Origin of the sequence: Massilia sp. TSP1-1-2 (genome assembly GCF_049896185.1) — a bacterium.
Lineage (GTDB): Bacteria > Pseudomonadota > Gammaproteobacteria > Burkholderiales > Burkholderiaceae_D > Telluria_A.
Genome location: NZ_JAFCTU010000001.1, coordinates 140,434 through 154,093, shown reverse-complemented (window position 1 = coordinate 154,093; position 13,660 = coordinate 140,434). Strand labels below are relative to the sequence as shown.

Genomic DNA, 13,660 nt, shown 5'->3' with positions numbered 1-13,660 from the left:
AGATTCGCCCCGCGCGCGTCAGCGCAGTAGCGGCAGCGGCTTGTACTTGGCGCAAAAGACCTTGGACTTGGTCTTGAAATAAACGATCTTGCTGCCCGGGCGCGATTCGCGCACCGGAAAGGCCGACTTGTCGGTGGCGTCATGGCGCACGCCGACCGCCGCGCGGATCGCTTCGTCGAGCTTGTCGGGCGCCGAGTCGGTGACGGCGCCGAGGAAAATGATGTCGCTCGTGTCGTCGCTGACCATGACGTCGGTGACGGCTGTGCCCCACAGGTTGCCGTCGGCCTTGAACCAGTACGCGCCGCCTTCGTGCTTGTATGACGGGCCGAAAGCGGTGGACAGGTAGTCGTAGAAATAGGCATTGTCGAGCTGGCTGCGGCACAGCACCGCGCTGCCGATGACGGGACCGAAGGTCGACGGCGCAGCCATGCTGGCGGCGCAGGCGAACGACAACAGCGCCCCGGCCGCAGCAACCCAGGCGTTGGTGAACAACCGGGCGCGCATGTCGATCGCCGAGCGCATTGCCGCAGCTTTATTTGCGCGCGCGCTCGTCTTTCTTGACCTTCTTGGCGTCCTTCTTTTCCTTGGTCGACTTGGCCGGTTCCTTCTTCGTTTCTTTCTTGCTGTCTTGTGCTTTACTCATTTTAAAACTCCTCGGTGAACTATAACTTTGACATCCAGCTTCGGTTTGCCGCGATCTGCGCCTTGGCGGCGGCCGGCAAAGCTTCGAAACAGCCTGGATGCTGCTTGAGCGCGCTTTCGCGCACTTCTTTTTGCAAACCGTTGATTACGAACACATACACGGTAGCGCCTTCCATGTTCTTCCGTGTACCCATGTAGCGAATCATGTCACTCTCCTCACGTTCGTAGCGCAATTGCGTACATTATGACACCGGCACCGCAGTTTTAGCCATGAATTCACTGCAATTGCACTGGGGCGGGCCCGGGCGCCGTCCACCACGAAAAAAAGCCCGCACGGGGCGGGCTTTCGAGGTGAGCAGTACACTGCTCGCGCAACTTGTTGTTGTTGTATCCGGCTAGTCCAGAAGGCGTACCATTCTGGAATCACAAAGTTCCGAGTAGAAATATATCACGGCGCCGGACCGCACGGCCGACTATTCCGCCAATTGTGGCGGCAAAGAAACGACTCAAACCAGATCGAGCCAGGGGTCGCTTTCGGGACGGGGAAACTGGGCGCTCATGAAGTCGACAAAGCTGCGCACCTTGTAAGACATCAATTGCCGGCTCGGGTAGACCAGGTTGATCGGCATGACGCCCAGGTGATGCCCTTTGAGCAATTGCACCAGGCGCCCGCTGCTAAAGTCATCGTCCAGCGTAAACGAGGAGCGCACCATGATGCCCATGCCGGCCAGCGCCGCGTGGCGCAACACCATGCCGTTGTTGGAAATCATGCGGCTGGTGATGGGGATGTCGCCCTTGGCGCCGGTGTCGCCGTCAAAACTGACGGGCCAGCTGTGACGCAACTGTTCGAAGGCAAAATTGAGGCACTTGTGGTCCGACACCTCGTAGGGCGTGGCCGGCGAGCCGTTGCGCGCGATGTAGTCGGGCGAGGCGCACAGCACCAGTTTTGACAGCGCCAGCCGGCGCGCAATCATGGTCGCCTCGAACTTTTGCAGCCCCAGCAGGATGCCCACGTCGAAGCCCTCCTCGACTAGGTCGACCGTGTGGTCGGCCAGCGTGACGTCAAGCACCACGTCGGGCATGCTGGCGGCGTACTGCGGCAACAGGTGCGCCAACTGCGACTGGCCAAAACTGGTCTGGCAGTACACCCGCAGCGTTCCGCTGGCCTTGCGCGCCGAGGATGACGCGAGCGCGTCGGCCTCGTCGACGTCGCTCAGGATCTGCTTGACCCGTTCCAGGTACTGCTGGCCGGTCTCGGTGAGCGACAGCTTGCGCGTGGTGCGGTTCAGCAAACGCGTGCCCAGGTGCGCCTCCAGGTCGGCGACGTTGCGCGTAACGACGGTATTGGACATATCCAGCGCCTGCGCCGCGCGGGCAAAACTGCCGTGTTCTACCACCTTGGCGAACACTCTCATTGATTGAAGTCGATCCATGGCTGGCGATTATCCCGATTTGCGCAACATTGTATTGCCAGTATTCCCCTTTTTTGCGCGGAGCGCAACGTATAGACTTCGTTTCATGGATGAGCGAACAACGCTTGTCACCGCCGCAAGCCGTAAGCCCCAAGCCCGCAAGCGACGCTAACCAACTACCAGGAGAAACACCATGAATGCATCGACACTGTTTACCGCCGTAGCCGCCATCGCTTTTGCCGGTTCCGCTTTCGCCGCCGACGCGCCCGTCGCCAACGCAGCAGTGAGCGCCGCAGCGGCCGCTCAACTGACCGTCACCGCGCAAGCGCTGAACATTCCGGTTGTGCTGGTCAACAAGGCTGCCGGCCGCAGCCGCGCTGAAGTACGCGCCGAAGCTGTTGAAGCCGTCAAGCATCAGCGCGCTACCGAAGCTGGCCAGTTTGACTGGATCAGCAAGTAATTAGCCGCAAGCAGATACGTCCTACCCTATTGAATCGTACTGGCGCCGAGCGCCGCTTATCAGGAGAAATACCATGAATGCATCGAAACTGTTCACCGCTGTTGCCGCTTTCGCCTTTGCCGCTTCCGCTTTCGCCGCCGACGCGCCGGCCGCGCCAGCTGCGAGCACGGCTGCCGCAGCCGCCGCCGCTGCCCAGGCAGCAGCAGCCGCACAAAGCGTTGCAGCAGCCGCCGCCGCCAAGACCACGCTGACCCGCGCCAAGGTGCGCGCCGAAGCCATCGAAGCGAACAACGAGCGCCGCGCTTCGGAAGCTGGCAACACCGACTGGTTCATGAAATAACAGTCATCTGAAAAGAAGGCGCCTTGCGCCGGATGCGTAGCTTGCGGCCAGACCGCGAGGACGCTTCCGACGCAAGGCGCTTTTTTTTGTTTTTTTTCGTTCCTGCCACTTGCGCACCGCGCAAAACAGCGTTCCATCGCTTTGCCCGAAAGGTTCTCGGAATCAGACGGTAGGTCGGATAAGCGCAAGCGCAATCCGACATGCGTCAACGCGACGCTTGTCGGATTGCGCTTGCGCTTATCCGACCTACGCTTCTCACTGCAGCACCTCACACCAGCAGCAATCTTCCATTATCCCGGTTTCCGCAACAAGGCATTGCCTCAAGTCACCTTTTTTATCTCTGGCGCAACATATAAACTTCGTTTCATGGATGAGCGAACAGCGCTTGTCACCGCCACGAACCAAATTGTACTAACCAAATACCAGGAGAAATACCATGAATGCATCGAAACTGTTCACCGCCGTTGCCGCCTTCGTTTTTGCCGCTTCCGCCTTCGCCGCCGACGCCCCGGTGGCCACCACCGCTACCGCCGCCGCTACTACCGCAGCCGCAGCCCAGGCGGTGGCCGCCGCTGCCGCCAAGGCCCCGATCACCCGCGCCAAGGTCCGCGCCGAAGCAGTCGACGCGAACAACGAGCGCCGCGCCTCGGAAGCGGGCAACACTGATTGGTTCATGAAGTAATCGCAGGCCAATCGGCGCCGCGCGCCACAATGAGGAGAAATACCATGAATGCATCGAAACTGTTCACCGCTGTCGCCGCCCTCGCCTTTACAAGCGCCGTCTTCGCCGCCGACGCGCCAGTTGCCAACGCCGCCGCCGCCGCCACTGCCACAGCTTCCACAGCCCAGGCCGCAGCTGCCGCGCAAGCCGTCGCCGACCAGGCTGAAAAAGCTGCCCGTGCCCGCGCCGACAAGCGCGCCCAGGCCGCCGACGCGAACGGCAACCGCCGCGCGACCGAAGCGAGTCAGTTCGACTGGATCATGAAGTAATCTACTCATCAAGACGACAACGCCCTGGGCCGGATGCACATGCATTCGGCCCAGGGCGTTTTTGCGTCAACAACTGCCGACGCGGACCACTTCGCCCCCTTTGGTATTAGCAAGGCTTCGAGAACGTGCCAAATTGCCACCAAAGACGGACCAAAGACATACCAACGGCATATTTCTATAAATTGTTAATAAACAAGCACTTACGATAAATAATTGGGCCGCCTCCGCAATGCCAATTCCGCAAATCTTAATACCACTTAAATACCTGTTGACATTGCGGTTTGCCAAACATATAGTGCCCTGACTCTTGCAGCGGAACTTGAAAAGCAAACATGATTGAATATCTGATCGGCGTCGACGGCGGTGGAACGGGAACCCGGGTGCGGCTGGCGCGCGCCGACGGCGCCGAACTGGCTCAGGGCGCCAGCGGCCCTTCCGGCCTGTCCCTCGGCATCGATCTGGCATGGCAGGCGATCCAGGATGCGGTGGCCAAAGCCTTTGCTGTCATCGGCATCACCAGCCCCGCCCTCGGCAGCGCGGCCATCGGCCTGGGCTTGGCTGGCGTGCACAACCCGCAATGGGCCGCGCAGTTTGCCGCGGCCAATCCCGGCTACGCAGCGCTGCGCCTGGCGTCCGACGGCTTTACCACCTTGATCGGCGCGCACCAGGGCCAAGCAGGCACCATTGTCGCCATCGGCACCGGCAGTGTAGGACAGGCGCTGCTGCCCGACGGCAGCGAGCGCGAAGTGGGCGGCTGGGGCTTTCCTTCCGGCGACGAAGCGAGCGGCGGCTGGATCGGACTGCGCGCCATCAACCACATCCAACAAGTCATCGACGGTCGCAAGACAAACAGCGCCTTTGCGCAGGAGATCATCGACGCCTGCGGCGGCGAACGCAATGCGATCCAGGTCTGGATCGGCACGGCGACCCAGACCAGCTACGCGTCGCTTGCGCCCATCGTCGTCAAACACGCGCCGACCAACGCCACCGCAAACGCCTTGCTGACCGAGGCCGCGCTTGAAGTGGCCAGCATCGCCCATGCGCTCGACCCGTCGGCCACGCTGCCGCTGGCGCTGTGCGGCGGCCTTGGCGCGCCGCTGCGCGCCTACCTGCCTGCGGCCCTGCTGGCGCGCAGCGTTGCGCCCTGCGGCGACGCGGCCAGCGGCGCGCTGCGCATGATTGCATTGCACCTGAAGGGGAAATGACATGCTGGCCCAGCTGAGCGACTTCAAACGCGATGACGACAGCGTCACGCCCCTTTACGTGCAGCTTGCGAACAAGCTCTCGGCGGGCATCACCAGCGGCGACTGGCGCGCCAACGAAGCGCTGCCCTCCGAGCGCATGCTCTCAGACATGCTGGCCATCTCGCGCGTCACGGCGCGCAAGGCGATCGACATGCTGTGCGAGCGCGGCATGCTCACGCGCCGGCGCGGCTCGGGCACCTACATCACGCCCAAGCTCGAGCAGCCGCTGGCGCGCCTGACCAGCTTTTCCGAAGAATTGAGCCAGCGCGGTTTTACCGCCGGTTCGCGCTGGCTGGAACGCAAGCTGGGCATTGCCGCGCCGCTCGAACTGCTGTCGCTGGGCCTGTCGCCCAACGTGCCGGTGGTGCGCCTGAAGCGCCTGCGCACGGCAGACGACGTGGTGATGGCGATAGAAACGAGTACCATCCCGGCACTGCACATGCCCGACCCGTACGGCGTGACCGATTCGCTGTACGGCTACCTGGAAGCGCGCGGCGCCATTCCGATGCGCGCCCAGCAGCACATCCGGGCCGTGAATGCGACCGCCGAACAGGCGCGCCTGGCGGGCCTGCCTCCCGGGGCGGCCATGCTGCACATTACCCGGGTCAGTTATCTTGAAAGCGGCGTAGCGGTGGAACTGACGCACTCCTACTGCCGCAGTGATTATTATGAATTCGTAGCGGAGTCGCGCAGATGAGCGAAGCACTTAGTGGCAATATCGGTGGCAACATCCTTACCCCGGACGGTTGGATCAGCGGCACCATCAGCTACGGCGAGCGCGTCACGGCCGTCGAAGGCGGCGCCGTCGATCCGGCCTTGAACGGCGACGATTACATCATCCCCGGCTTCATCGACCTGCACGTGCATGGCGGCGGCGGGCGCGACATCATGCAGGCGGGCGACGCGCCGCACGTGATCGCCGCGATGCACGCCAGGCATGGCACCACCTCGCTGCTGGCAACGACCATGACGGCGCCGCCGCACGAAATTACCGAAGCGCTCAAAGCGATCGGCGCGGCCTGCGCCGCGCGCCGCCCGGGTGCGGCCCGTATCCTGGGTGTGCACCTGGAAGGCCCCTATATCAATTCGGGCAAGCTCGGTGCGCAGCCCAATTATGCGCGCGCCGCCACGCTGGCCGAAGTGCAGCAGCTTGGCTCGCATGCGCCGATGCGCCTGATCACCGTGGCGCCCGAAGTCGCCGGCCACCTGCGCCTGGTGCGCGAACTGTCCAACGCCGGCATCCGGGTCCAGATCGGCCACACGCTCGGCTCCTACGAAGACGGCGTGGCCGCGCTCGAACACGGCGCGGCCGGTTTTACCCATTTGTTCAACGCGATGAGCCCCTTGCACCACCGCGAGCCCGGCATGGTCGGCGCGGCGCTGGCGCATGCCCAGTACGCCGAGATCATTCCCGACATGCTGCACGTGCATCCGGGCGCGATCAAGGTCGCCCTGCGCGCCATTCCGCACCTGTATTGCGTGACCGATTCGACCGCCGCCACCGGCATGCCCGACGGCGACTACATGCTGGGCCGCCACCGCGTGCAAAAGTGCATGGGCGGCGTGCGCCTGCCCGACGGCACCCTGGCCGGCAGCACTCTGACTATGGACCAGGCGCTGCGCAACCTGGTCGGCCTGGGGCTCGATCTGGCCGACGCTTCGCGGCGCGTGTCGACCAATGCTGCCAACTACCTGGGCGAAACCGCGCGCGGACGCCTGGCGCCCGGCGCCTTTGCCGACATGGTGGTCCTGGGCCGCGACCTGATGATCAAAGCTGTTTATATAGAAGGAGAAATGTGTGACCTCACTGATGCTTGAAGAAGCCCTGTCCGCCGCCGAATGCGTCGCCTTGCAATTGTCCAGCGATGTCGAGCGCTACGCCGAACTTGGCCGCAAATTAAGGTCCACCAATTTCGACACCGCCTTGACCATCGCGCGCGGCAGCTCCGACCATGCGGCCAATTATTGCGCCTACCTGATCATGGCGCGCATGGGGCGCGTGGTGGCGTCGCTGCCGATGTCGCTCATCACGCTCAACAAGGCGCCGATCGAAACGCGCAACACGCTGGCAATCGCCGTCTCGCAGTCGGGCCAGAGCCCGGACGTGGTGGACCCGATGCGCTACTTTCGCGGCGGCGAAGCGACCACGATCGCGCTGGTCAATGATATCGAATCGCCACTGGCGCAGGCAGCCGAATGGGCAATGCCGCTCCACGCGGGCAAGGAACAGAGCGTCGCTGCGACCAAAAGCTTCATCACCAGCCTGGTGGCCGGCGCGCGCCTGGTCGCCCAGTGGCAAAACGACCCTGAACTGCTGGCCGGTCTGGAAGCGCTCCCTGACGCACTGCGCGCCGCGGCGCAAACCGACTGGACGCCGGCCCTCGAGGTACTGGCCCCGGCCCGCAACATCATGGTGGTCGGGCGCGGCATCAGTTTTCCGATCGCGCTTGAAGCGGCCCTGAAGCTGAAAGAAACCTCGGCCCTGCAGGCAGAAGCTTTCAGCGGCGCCGAGATCAAGCACGGCCCAATGGCGCTGATCGAAGACGGCTATCCGCTGCTCATATTCGCCACCCGCGGCCCGACCCAGGCCGGCGTGTTGCAGCTGGCGGCTGAAATGCGCACCCGCGGCGCCAAGGTGATTCTGGCCGCGCCGGCGGACGTGCCCGAGCGCGACCTGACGCTGCCGGTTGCCGCCACGCCCGACCTCGATCCGATCGTCGCCGTGCAAGCCTTCTACAGCATGGCGGCCCACCTGTCGAAGGCGCGCGGCATGGATCCGGACCGGCCGCGCCACCTGAGCAAAGTCACCAAGACCAACTGACAGGCTGCGCCATCAATGAACATCAAGATACTGCTGACAGCATTGATGGCGCTAGCGCTCGCAACGTCGCCAGCGCGGGCCGACACAAAAATTGAATTCTGGACCTTCAGCATGAAGCCCAAGTTCACGCCGTATTTCGAGTCGGTGGTGCGTACCTACGAAGCGGCAAACCCGGGCGTCAAAGTCGAGTGGATCGATTTTCCGTGGGACGTGATCCAGACCAAGCTGGTCACCCGGATCGTGGCCGGCACCCCGCCCGCACTGGTCAACCTGAACGTGCCGTGGGCGGACGAATATGCGCGCGACGGTTTGCTCACGCCCGTCGACGCCTTTCTCGGCAAGCATACTTACATCCCCAGCACGCTGGAAGACCTGCGCTTCAAGGGCAAGACCTACGGTTTTCCCATGTACAGCAATGTCGCCGTACTTGCCTTCAATACCCTGATTTTCAAGCAAGCGGGCCTCACGCGGGGACCTGCGACGTTCGACGAGCAGCTCGCCTTTGCGCGCCAGATAGCCGCCAAAACGGGCAAGGCCGGCATCGCGCCCGCGCTGTCCAAAATCGATGGCCTGTTCATGTGGCAGGGCCTGGGCGTCATCGAGCATGGCAAGGCGGTGTTCAATTCGCCCGCCCACGTCGCGCTGGTGGAAAAGCTCGCCGTCACCTACAAGGCTGGCGGCCTGCTCAAGGAAAGCCTGTTCGCCGAAGATAATTTTCCCGCCGTGGTTGACGCCTACAAGGGGGGCCGCCTGGGCATGCTGCTCGCGCCGCCCACCGCGCTCAAACGCATCGAAGCTGATGCACAGGACGTCTACGCCATCACCGACGTCGCCCCCGCGCCTCTTGGGCCGACCGGGATTGCCGACGGCGGCTGGCTGATCCACTTCGCCATTCCGGCGCGGGTCGATCCCGCACTGCTGCCGGCGATCGGCAAGTTTGCGCGCTACCTCACGGGCGACGCCAACCAACTGGCGTTCGCCCGGCAGGCCAGCGTGTTCCCGACCAGCGTCAAGGCGGCCGCCGATCCGTTCTTCCTGGCGCTGCCTGCCAACTCTGGCGCCGCGCAAAAGGCCGTGGCCGCGGGCGCCGCATCGATGGCGCATTCGCGTACGCTGTACGTGGCCGGCATCGACGACTACGACGAACTACGCCGCTCCCTGGTGAAAGCGGTTGAAGCGGGCGTCACCGGCAAGCAGGACGTCAAAGCTGCGCTCGACCAGGCTGTCGCCATCTGGAACAAGAAACTCGCAACCCAGAGGCGGCGGCCATGAGCGCGCGCCGCCAAGCGCTGCAAGGCTGGCTGTTCCTCGCGCCGGCCCTGGTGTTGCTGGCCGTATTTTCATTCTGGCCGGTGGTGTTCGGCTCTTACCTCGCCTTTACCGACTACAGCCTGGTGCGCCCGACGCAGTGGGTCGGGCTGGATAACTTCCGCTATATTTTCGACAACGAGATGTTCGTCACGGGCCTGAAAAATTCGCTGATGTTCCTGTTGATGGTACCGCTTGTCCAGGTAGGGGCGATCGCGCTGGCGGTGTTGGTCAACAACCGCCTGCCGGGCATCCGCTACTTTCGCGCCGCGTTCTACGTGCCAGTGGTGACCACGGTGTCGGTGGTGGGCATCGTGTGGGGCTTCATGTTCCACGAACAGGGCACGCTCAACTATGTGTTCCTGCAACTGCGGCTGGTCAATGCGCCCATCGGCTGGCTGACGGACGACACGCTGGCACTGTTCGCGGTGATGTTCGTCACGCTGTGGCGCGGCCTTGGCTGGTACATGGTGATGTATCTGGCCGCGCTGCAGGCCATCCCCACCGACATGCAGGAAGCAGCCATGCTCGATGGTGCCAATGCCTGGCAGCGCTTCTGGCGCATTACCATTCCCATGCTGCGCCCCACCATCATGGTGTGCTCCATCCTGTCGGTGCTGGCCGCGCTCAAGGCTTACCAGGAGGTCGACGTGCTGACCCAGGGCGGCCCGATGAATTCCACCTTCACGGCCCTCTACTACGCTTACGACCAGGGGCTCAAGCACCTCAAGCTGCCGCGCGCGCTGGCCGCCAGCATGGTGGTCTCGAGCGTGTGCGTGGCCATCGCGCTGGTGTGCCTGCGCTACTTGAAGCCGAGGCACCGCTGATGCGCGCGCGCCCTGTCAAGATCGCCGGCCACTACCTGATTCTGTGCCTGCTGGCCGTGGTGTGCGTGTTTCCATTCTGGTGGACGCTGGTCACGGCCTTGTCCACCGAGGGCAATGTGTTCGCCTTTCCGCCGACCTTCTGGCCGCGCGCGCCGTCGCTGGAAAACTTCGCCGCAGTGTTCCACGCGATTCCGATGCTCTCGTTTTTCAAGAATTCGCTGCTGATTGCCGCCTGCACGGTGTTCTGGAAGCTGGCGCTTTGTTCGCTGGCCGCCTACCCGCTGGCGCGCATGCATTTCCGGGGCCGCAAGCTGGTGTTCGGGATTATCCTCGCCACGCTGGTGCTGCCGTCGGAAGTGAACTTCCTGGTCAACTTCATCACGGTCACCAAACTGAGTTTGGTAGACACCTATACCGGCGTGATTTTGCCCAACGTGGTGACGGCGGTGGCCATTTTGCTGCTCAAGCAAGCCTTCGAGGAAGTGCCGCAAGATTTGGTCGACGCGGCGCGCGTGGACGGCGCCTCGGAGTGGACCATTTTTACCAAAATTATGCTGCCGCTGGTGGCGCCCTGGCTGGCCACGGTCGGCATCCTCACCGCGGTCGAGGCGTGGAACGAATATATCTGGCCCTCGATCGTCATGAGCAAACCGGATGAATTTCCTTTGTCGGTCGGCGTGCTGTACCTGCGCGGCACCTTTGGCAGCAGCACCCGCGTGATTGCTGCGGGCACCGTGCTGACCATCTTGCCGACGCTGGCCGCTTTCCTTTTCACTCAACGATTTTTCATGCGCGGCATGGACGGAGCAGTCAAATGAACCAATACCATCAACTTGCCGGTCAACTGATCATGATCCGGTTTCCCGGCACCGAACTCGATGCCGCCACCGCCGCCTTGATTGGCGAGAACCGCGTGCGCGGCGTGTGCCTGTTTCGCGGGAATATGAGCAACCAGGAGCAGCTCGCGCGCTTGACGTTTGATCTGCGCGCGGCGATGGGGCCGCAAGCGCTCATTGCGCTCGACCAGGAAGGCGGCGCCGTGGTGCGCTCGACCTGGGTGCCGGCGCCGCCGGCGGCGATGGGCCTGGGCGCAGCCGACGACGTGGCGCTGGCGCGCGATATTGGCGCGGCAGTGGCGCGCGCGGTCAAGGCCATGGGGTTCAACTGGAACTTCGCGCCCGTGCTGGACCTGAACAACAACCCGCACAATCCCGTGATTGCGGAGCGCTCTTTTGGGGCCGAGCCACAGCGCGCCACCGAACTGGCGCTGGCCTGGATGGAAGGCAGCACGTCCGAAGGCGTGGCCTGCTGCGTGAAGCACTTTCCCGGCCACGGCGACACCCATGTCGACTCGCACCGCGACCTGCCCACCGTGAACAAGCCGCTGCAGGAACTGGAAGAGTTCGAATTCAAGCCCTTCCGCATGGTCGGCAACCGCGCCCCGGCCATCATGACGGCGCACATCATCTATCCCGCGCTGGACGCGGAGTTCCCGGCCACAATGTCGCGCCGCATCCTGCACGACCTGCTGCGCACCGAATGGGACTACCGCGGCGTGATCATCACCGACGGCATGGACATGCACGCGATTGCCGGGCGCTACGGCGCCGGCCCGGCGGCCGTGCGCGCACTGCTGGCCGGCGCCGACATGGTCATGGCGCTGGGCACACTCGACACCCAGCTTGAGACCATCGCCGCAATTGCCGAGGCGATCGAATCGGGCCAACTGCCCATGGCCGAAGTGAACGAGCGCCTGGCGCGCCTGGCCACGCTGGCCGACGCTTACCCGTGCCAGGGGCGCGCCTACATGGAAGACGCGGCCGACCGGCTGGTGATGGCGCACGGCTGGCGCCGCAGCCTGACGGCGCGCGGCAAGCCCCAGCGCCCTGCGGCCGGGGGCAAGGTGCGCCTGGTGGTGCGCCGCGATGTGGTGAGCGACGGCGTGTCCGAAGCGGGTGTACCGGCGGCGGTGGTGGCGAGCATGCTGGGGCGCCTGTACGACGTCGACATGGTCACCTTTACCGATGCCGAAACGTTCGACTGGTCGACGCTGCCGGACGATGGCCGCTTCGTGTTCCTGGCGTCGACCTCGCGCCTGCGCTATGGCCCCAACGCGCGCGACAGCTGGAAGCCGGACCTGCACCTGGCGCTGTGGAATCCGTACCAGGCGCTCGACATCGAGGCGCCCGCCCTGATCACCTACGGTTTTGCCGCTCCGGCGCTGGACGCGGTCGAGGCCTGGCTGGCCGGCACGCTGGAAGCGAACGGCACGGTGCCGGTGCCCGGTTTCGCCTAACACCCGTCAGAACAACAAGGTCCTCGATGAACAACACCTCCACCGCACGCGCCCCTTACCTGTGGGTCCCCAGCCTGTACCTGGCGCAGGGGCTGCCCTTCTTTGCCGTCATGCAGCTGGCCGCCGTGATGCTGCAAAGCCGCGGCATGGCAAACGACCAGATCACCCACTGGACGGCGCTGATCGGGCTGGCCTGGGTGTTCAAGCCGCTGTGGAGTCCCTTCATTGAACTTGCCAGCAGCAAAAAGAAGGTGGTCGTCATGTTCGAGCTGGCTGGCGGCGTCGCCCTTGGGCTCGTGGCGCTGTCGATGCACATGCCGTTCTGGTTTGCCGCCAGCATCGCCATGCTGGCCATGGTCGCCATCTGCGCCTCGACCCACGACATCGCCTGCGACGGCCTGTACATCGCCAGCCTGGATGAAAAAGGCCAGGCCGAATACGCCGGCTGGACCGGGACATTTTTCAACGCCGGCCGCGTGATTTCGGCCGGGGGCCTGGTGGCGCTGGCCGGCGTGCTGGAAAAGAGCAGCGGCGTCGTCACCGCCTGGTCCACGATCTATGCCCTGCTGGCGGCGATGATGATCGCACTGGGGCTCTACAATCTGGCGGTCCTGCCGAAAGGGACCAATGCCGTGAGCGCCGGCCACAGCGCGCGCGCCATCGCCGATACGCTGTCGGAAGTGATCGTTGAATACTTCAAAAAGCCCGGCATCTTTGTCTGCATCCTGTTCATCATCCTGTTTCGGGCGGGCGAAGCGCAAGTCCAGTCGATCGGGCCGCTGTTCTTGCGCGCCGCCCGCGAGCTGGGCGGCCTTGGCCTATCGACCACGGAACTGGGGGCGGTGTACGGCTCGGCGGGCACCGTCGCTTTCATTGTCGGCAGCATCGCCGGCGGCTACTTCACGGCGCGCCTTGGCCTCAAGCGCGCGATACTGCCGCTGATCCTGGCGGTCAACCTGCCCAACATCGTGTTCTATCTGCTTTCGCTGTACCAGCCGGCCAATATCGTCATCATCGGCGCGGCCTTGAGCGCCGAGATGTTCGGTTACGGCTTTGGCTTTGTCGGCCTGATCTTGTACATGATGCAGGTGGTCGCGCCAGGCAAATACCAGACTGCCCACTATGCCCTGTCGACCGGCATCATGCAGCTCGGCTTTGCGCTCTTCAAGTACTTCAGCGGCGACGTGCAGATCGCCCTGGGCTACCAGCATTTTTTCCTGTGGGTGCTGGCCTGCGCGGTTCCGGTGGCGATCATGTCGCAAATGATTTCAATGAGCGCGCGCCAGCAGAACCCGCTCGCCAAACTGGTTGCGGCCTGAC

At 63.7% G+C, this 13,660-nt stretch carries 16 protein-coding genes; 13 read left to right on the top strand and 3 right to left on the bottom strand.

The features are described 5' to 3' along the window. Positions 1 to 18: 18 nt before the first annotated feature. The 3 genes from ACP7BV_RS00730 to ACP7BV_RS00720 all read right to left on the bottom strand — a co-directional run bounded on the left by ACP7BV_RS00730 (position 19) and on the right by ACP7BV_RS00720 (position 2,075). On the bottom strand, positions 19 to 504 hold the full coding sequence (locus tag ACP7BV_RS00730) for a hypothetical protein (protein ID WP_426100482.1): 486 nt from the start codon (positions 502 to 504) through the stop codon (positions 19 to 21). A 158-nt stretch (positions 505 to 662) separates the two neighbouring features. Continuing rightward, positions 663 to 848: a hypothetical protein gene (locus ACP7BV_RS00725; RefSeq protein WP_426100480.1), complete on the bottom strand. Its 186-nt coding sequence runs from the start codon at positions 846 to 848 to the stop codon at positions 663 to 665. Between the two features lie 300 nt (positions 849 to 1,148). Next, a complete protein-coding gene (locus tag ACP7BV_RS00720; RefSeq protein WP_426100478.1) occupies positions 1,149 to 2,075 on the bottom strand; it encodes a LysR family transcriptional regulator in 927 nt (308 codons plus the stop codon). Between the two features lie 172 nt (positions 2,076 to 2,247). Here ACP7BV_RS00720 and ACP7BV_RS00715 point away from each other — a divergent pair, with 172 nt between their 5' ends. From ACP7BV_RS00715 to ACP7BV_RS00655, 13 genes are all read left to right on the top strand, one after another. After that, complete coding sequence (locus tag ACP7BV_RS00715) at positions 2,248 to 2,514, top strand: hypothetical protein (protein WP_426100476.1); 267 nt, start codon at positions 2,248 to 2,250, stop codon at positions 2,512 to 2,514. A gap of 73 nt (positions 2,515 to 2,587) precedes the next feature. Beyond that, positions 2,588 to 2,854, top strand: coding sequence for a hypothetical protein (locus ACP7BV_RS00710; protein WP_426100474.1), 267 nt, complete (start codon positions 2,588 to 2,590; stop codon positions 2,852 to 2,854). Between the two features lie 436 nt (positions 2,855 to 3,290). Continuing rightward, positions 3,291 to 3,536: a hypothetical protein gene (locus tag ACP7BV_RS00705; protein WP_426100472.1), complete on the top strand. Its 246-nt coding sequence runs from the start codon at positions 3,291 to 3,293 to the stop codon at positions 3,534 to 3,536. A 44-nt stretch (positions 3,537 to 3,580) separates the two neighbouring features. Further along, a complete protein-coding gene (locus ACP7BV_RS00700; RefSeq protein ID WP_426100470.1) occupies positions 3,581 to 3,844 on the top strand; it encodes a hypothetical protein in 264 nt (87 codons plus the stop codon). A 332-nt stretch (positions 3,845 to 4,176) separates the two neighbouring features. Next, a complete protein-coding gene (locus tag ACP7BV_RS00695) occupies positions 4,177 to 5,049 on the top strand; it encodes a BadF/BadG/BcrA/BcrD ATPase family protein (protein ID WP_426100468.1) in 873 nt (290 codons plus the stop codon). Position 5,050: 1 nt separating this feature from the next. Further along, positions 5,051 to 5,785, top strand: a complete 735-nt coding sequence (locus ACP7BV_RS00690) for a GntR family transcriptional regulator (RefSeq protein WP_426100466.1) — start codon at positions 5,051 to 5,053, stop codon at positions 5,783 to 5,785. Continuing rightward, positions 5,782 to 6,906 (top strand): N-acetylglucosamine-6-phosphate deacetylase, encoded by a 1,125-nt coding sequence (nagA, locus tag ACP7BV_RS00685; RefSeq protein ID WP_426100464.1) that lies wholly within the window; start codon positions 5,782 to 5,784, stop codon positions 6,904 to 6,906. The genes ACP7BV_RS00690 and nagA overlap by 4 nt, the downstream gene beginning before the upstream one ends. Beyond that, positions 6,899 to 7,909, top strand: a complete 1,011-nt coding sequence (locus ACP7BV_RS00680; protein WP_426100961.1) for an SIS domain-containing protein — start codon at positions 6,899 to 6,901, stop codon at positions 7,907 to 7,909. Before nagA ends, ACP7BV_RS00680 begins: the two co-directional genes overlap by 8 nt. 15 nt (positions 7,910 to 7,924) lie before the next feature. After that, positions 7,925 to 9,181 carry an ABC transporter substrate-binding protein gene (locus tag ACP7BV_RS00675; RefSeq protein WP_426100462.1) on the top strand — a complete coding sequence of 419 codons (1,257 nt, stop codon included), beginning with the start codon at positions 7,925 to 7,927 and terminating at the stop codon, positions 9,179 to 9,181. Continuing rightward, the gene (locus tag ACP7BV_RS00670; RefSeq protein ID WP_426100460.1) at positions 9,178 to 10,044 is read left to right on the top strand and encodes a carbohydrate ABC transporter permease; all 867 of its coding nucleotides are present in this window, start codon (positions 9,178 to 9,180) and stop codon (positions 10,042 to 10,044) included. The genes ACP7BV_RS00675 and ACP7BV_RS00670 overlap by 4 nt, the downstream gene beginning before the upstream one ends. Beyond that, the gene (locus ACP7BV_RS00665) at positions 10,044 to 10,862 is read left to right on the top strand and encodes a carbohydrate ABC transporter permease (protein ID WP_426100458.1); all 819 of its coding nucleotides are present in this window, start codon (positions 10,044 to 10,046) and stop codon (positions 10,860 to 10,862) included. Before ACP7BV_RS00670 ends, ACP7BV_RS00665 begins: the two co-directional genes overlap by 1 nt. Continuing rightward, positions 10,859 to 12,340, top strand: a complete 1,482-nt coding sequence (gene nagZ / locus ACP7BV_RS00660) for a beta-N-acetylhexosaminidase (protein ID WP_426100456.1) — start codon at positions 10,859 to 10,861, stop codon at positions 12,338 to 12,340. Before ACP7BV_RS00665 ends, nagZ begins: the two co-directional genes overlap by 4 nt. Positions 12,341 to 12,366: 26 nt before the next feature. Continuing rightward, positions 12,367 to 13,659, top strand: coding sequence for an MFS transporter (locus tag ACP7BV_RS00655; RefSeq protein ID WP_426100454.1), 1,293 nt, complete (start codon positions 12,367 to 12,369; stop codon positions 13,657 to 13,659). Position 13,660: the final 1 nt, after the last annotated feature.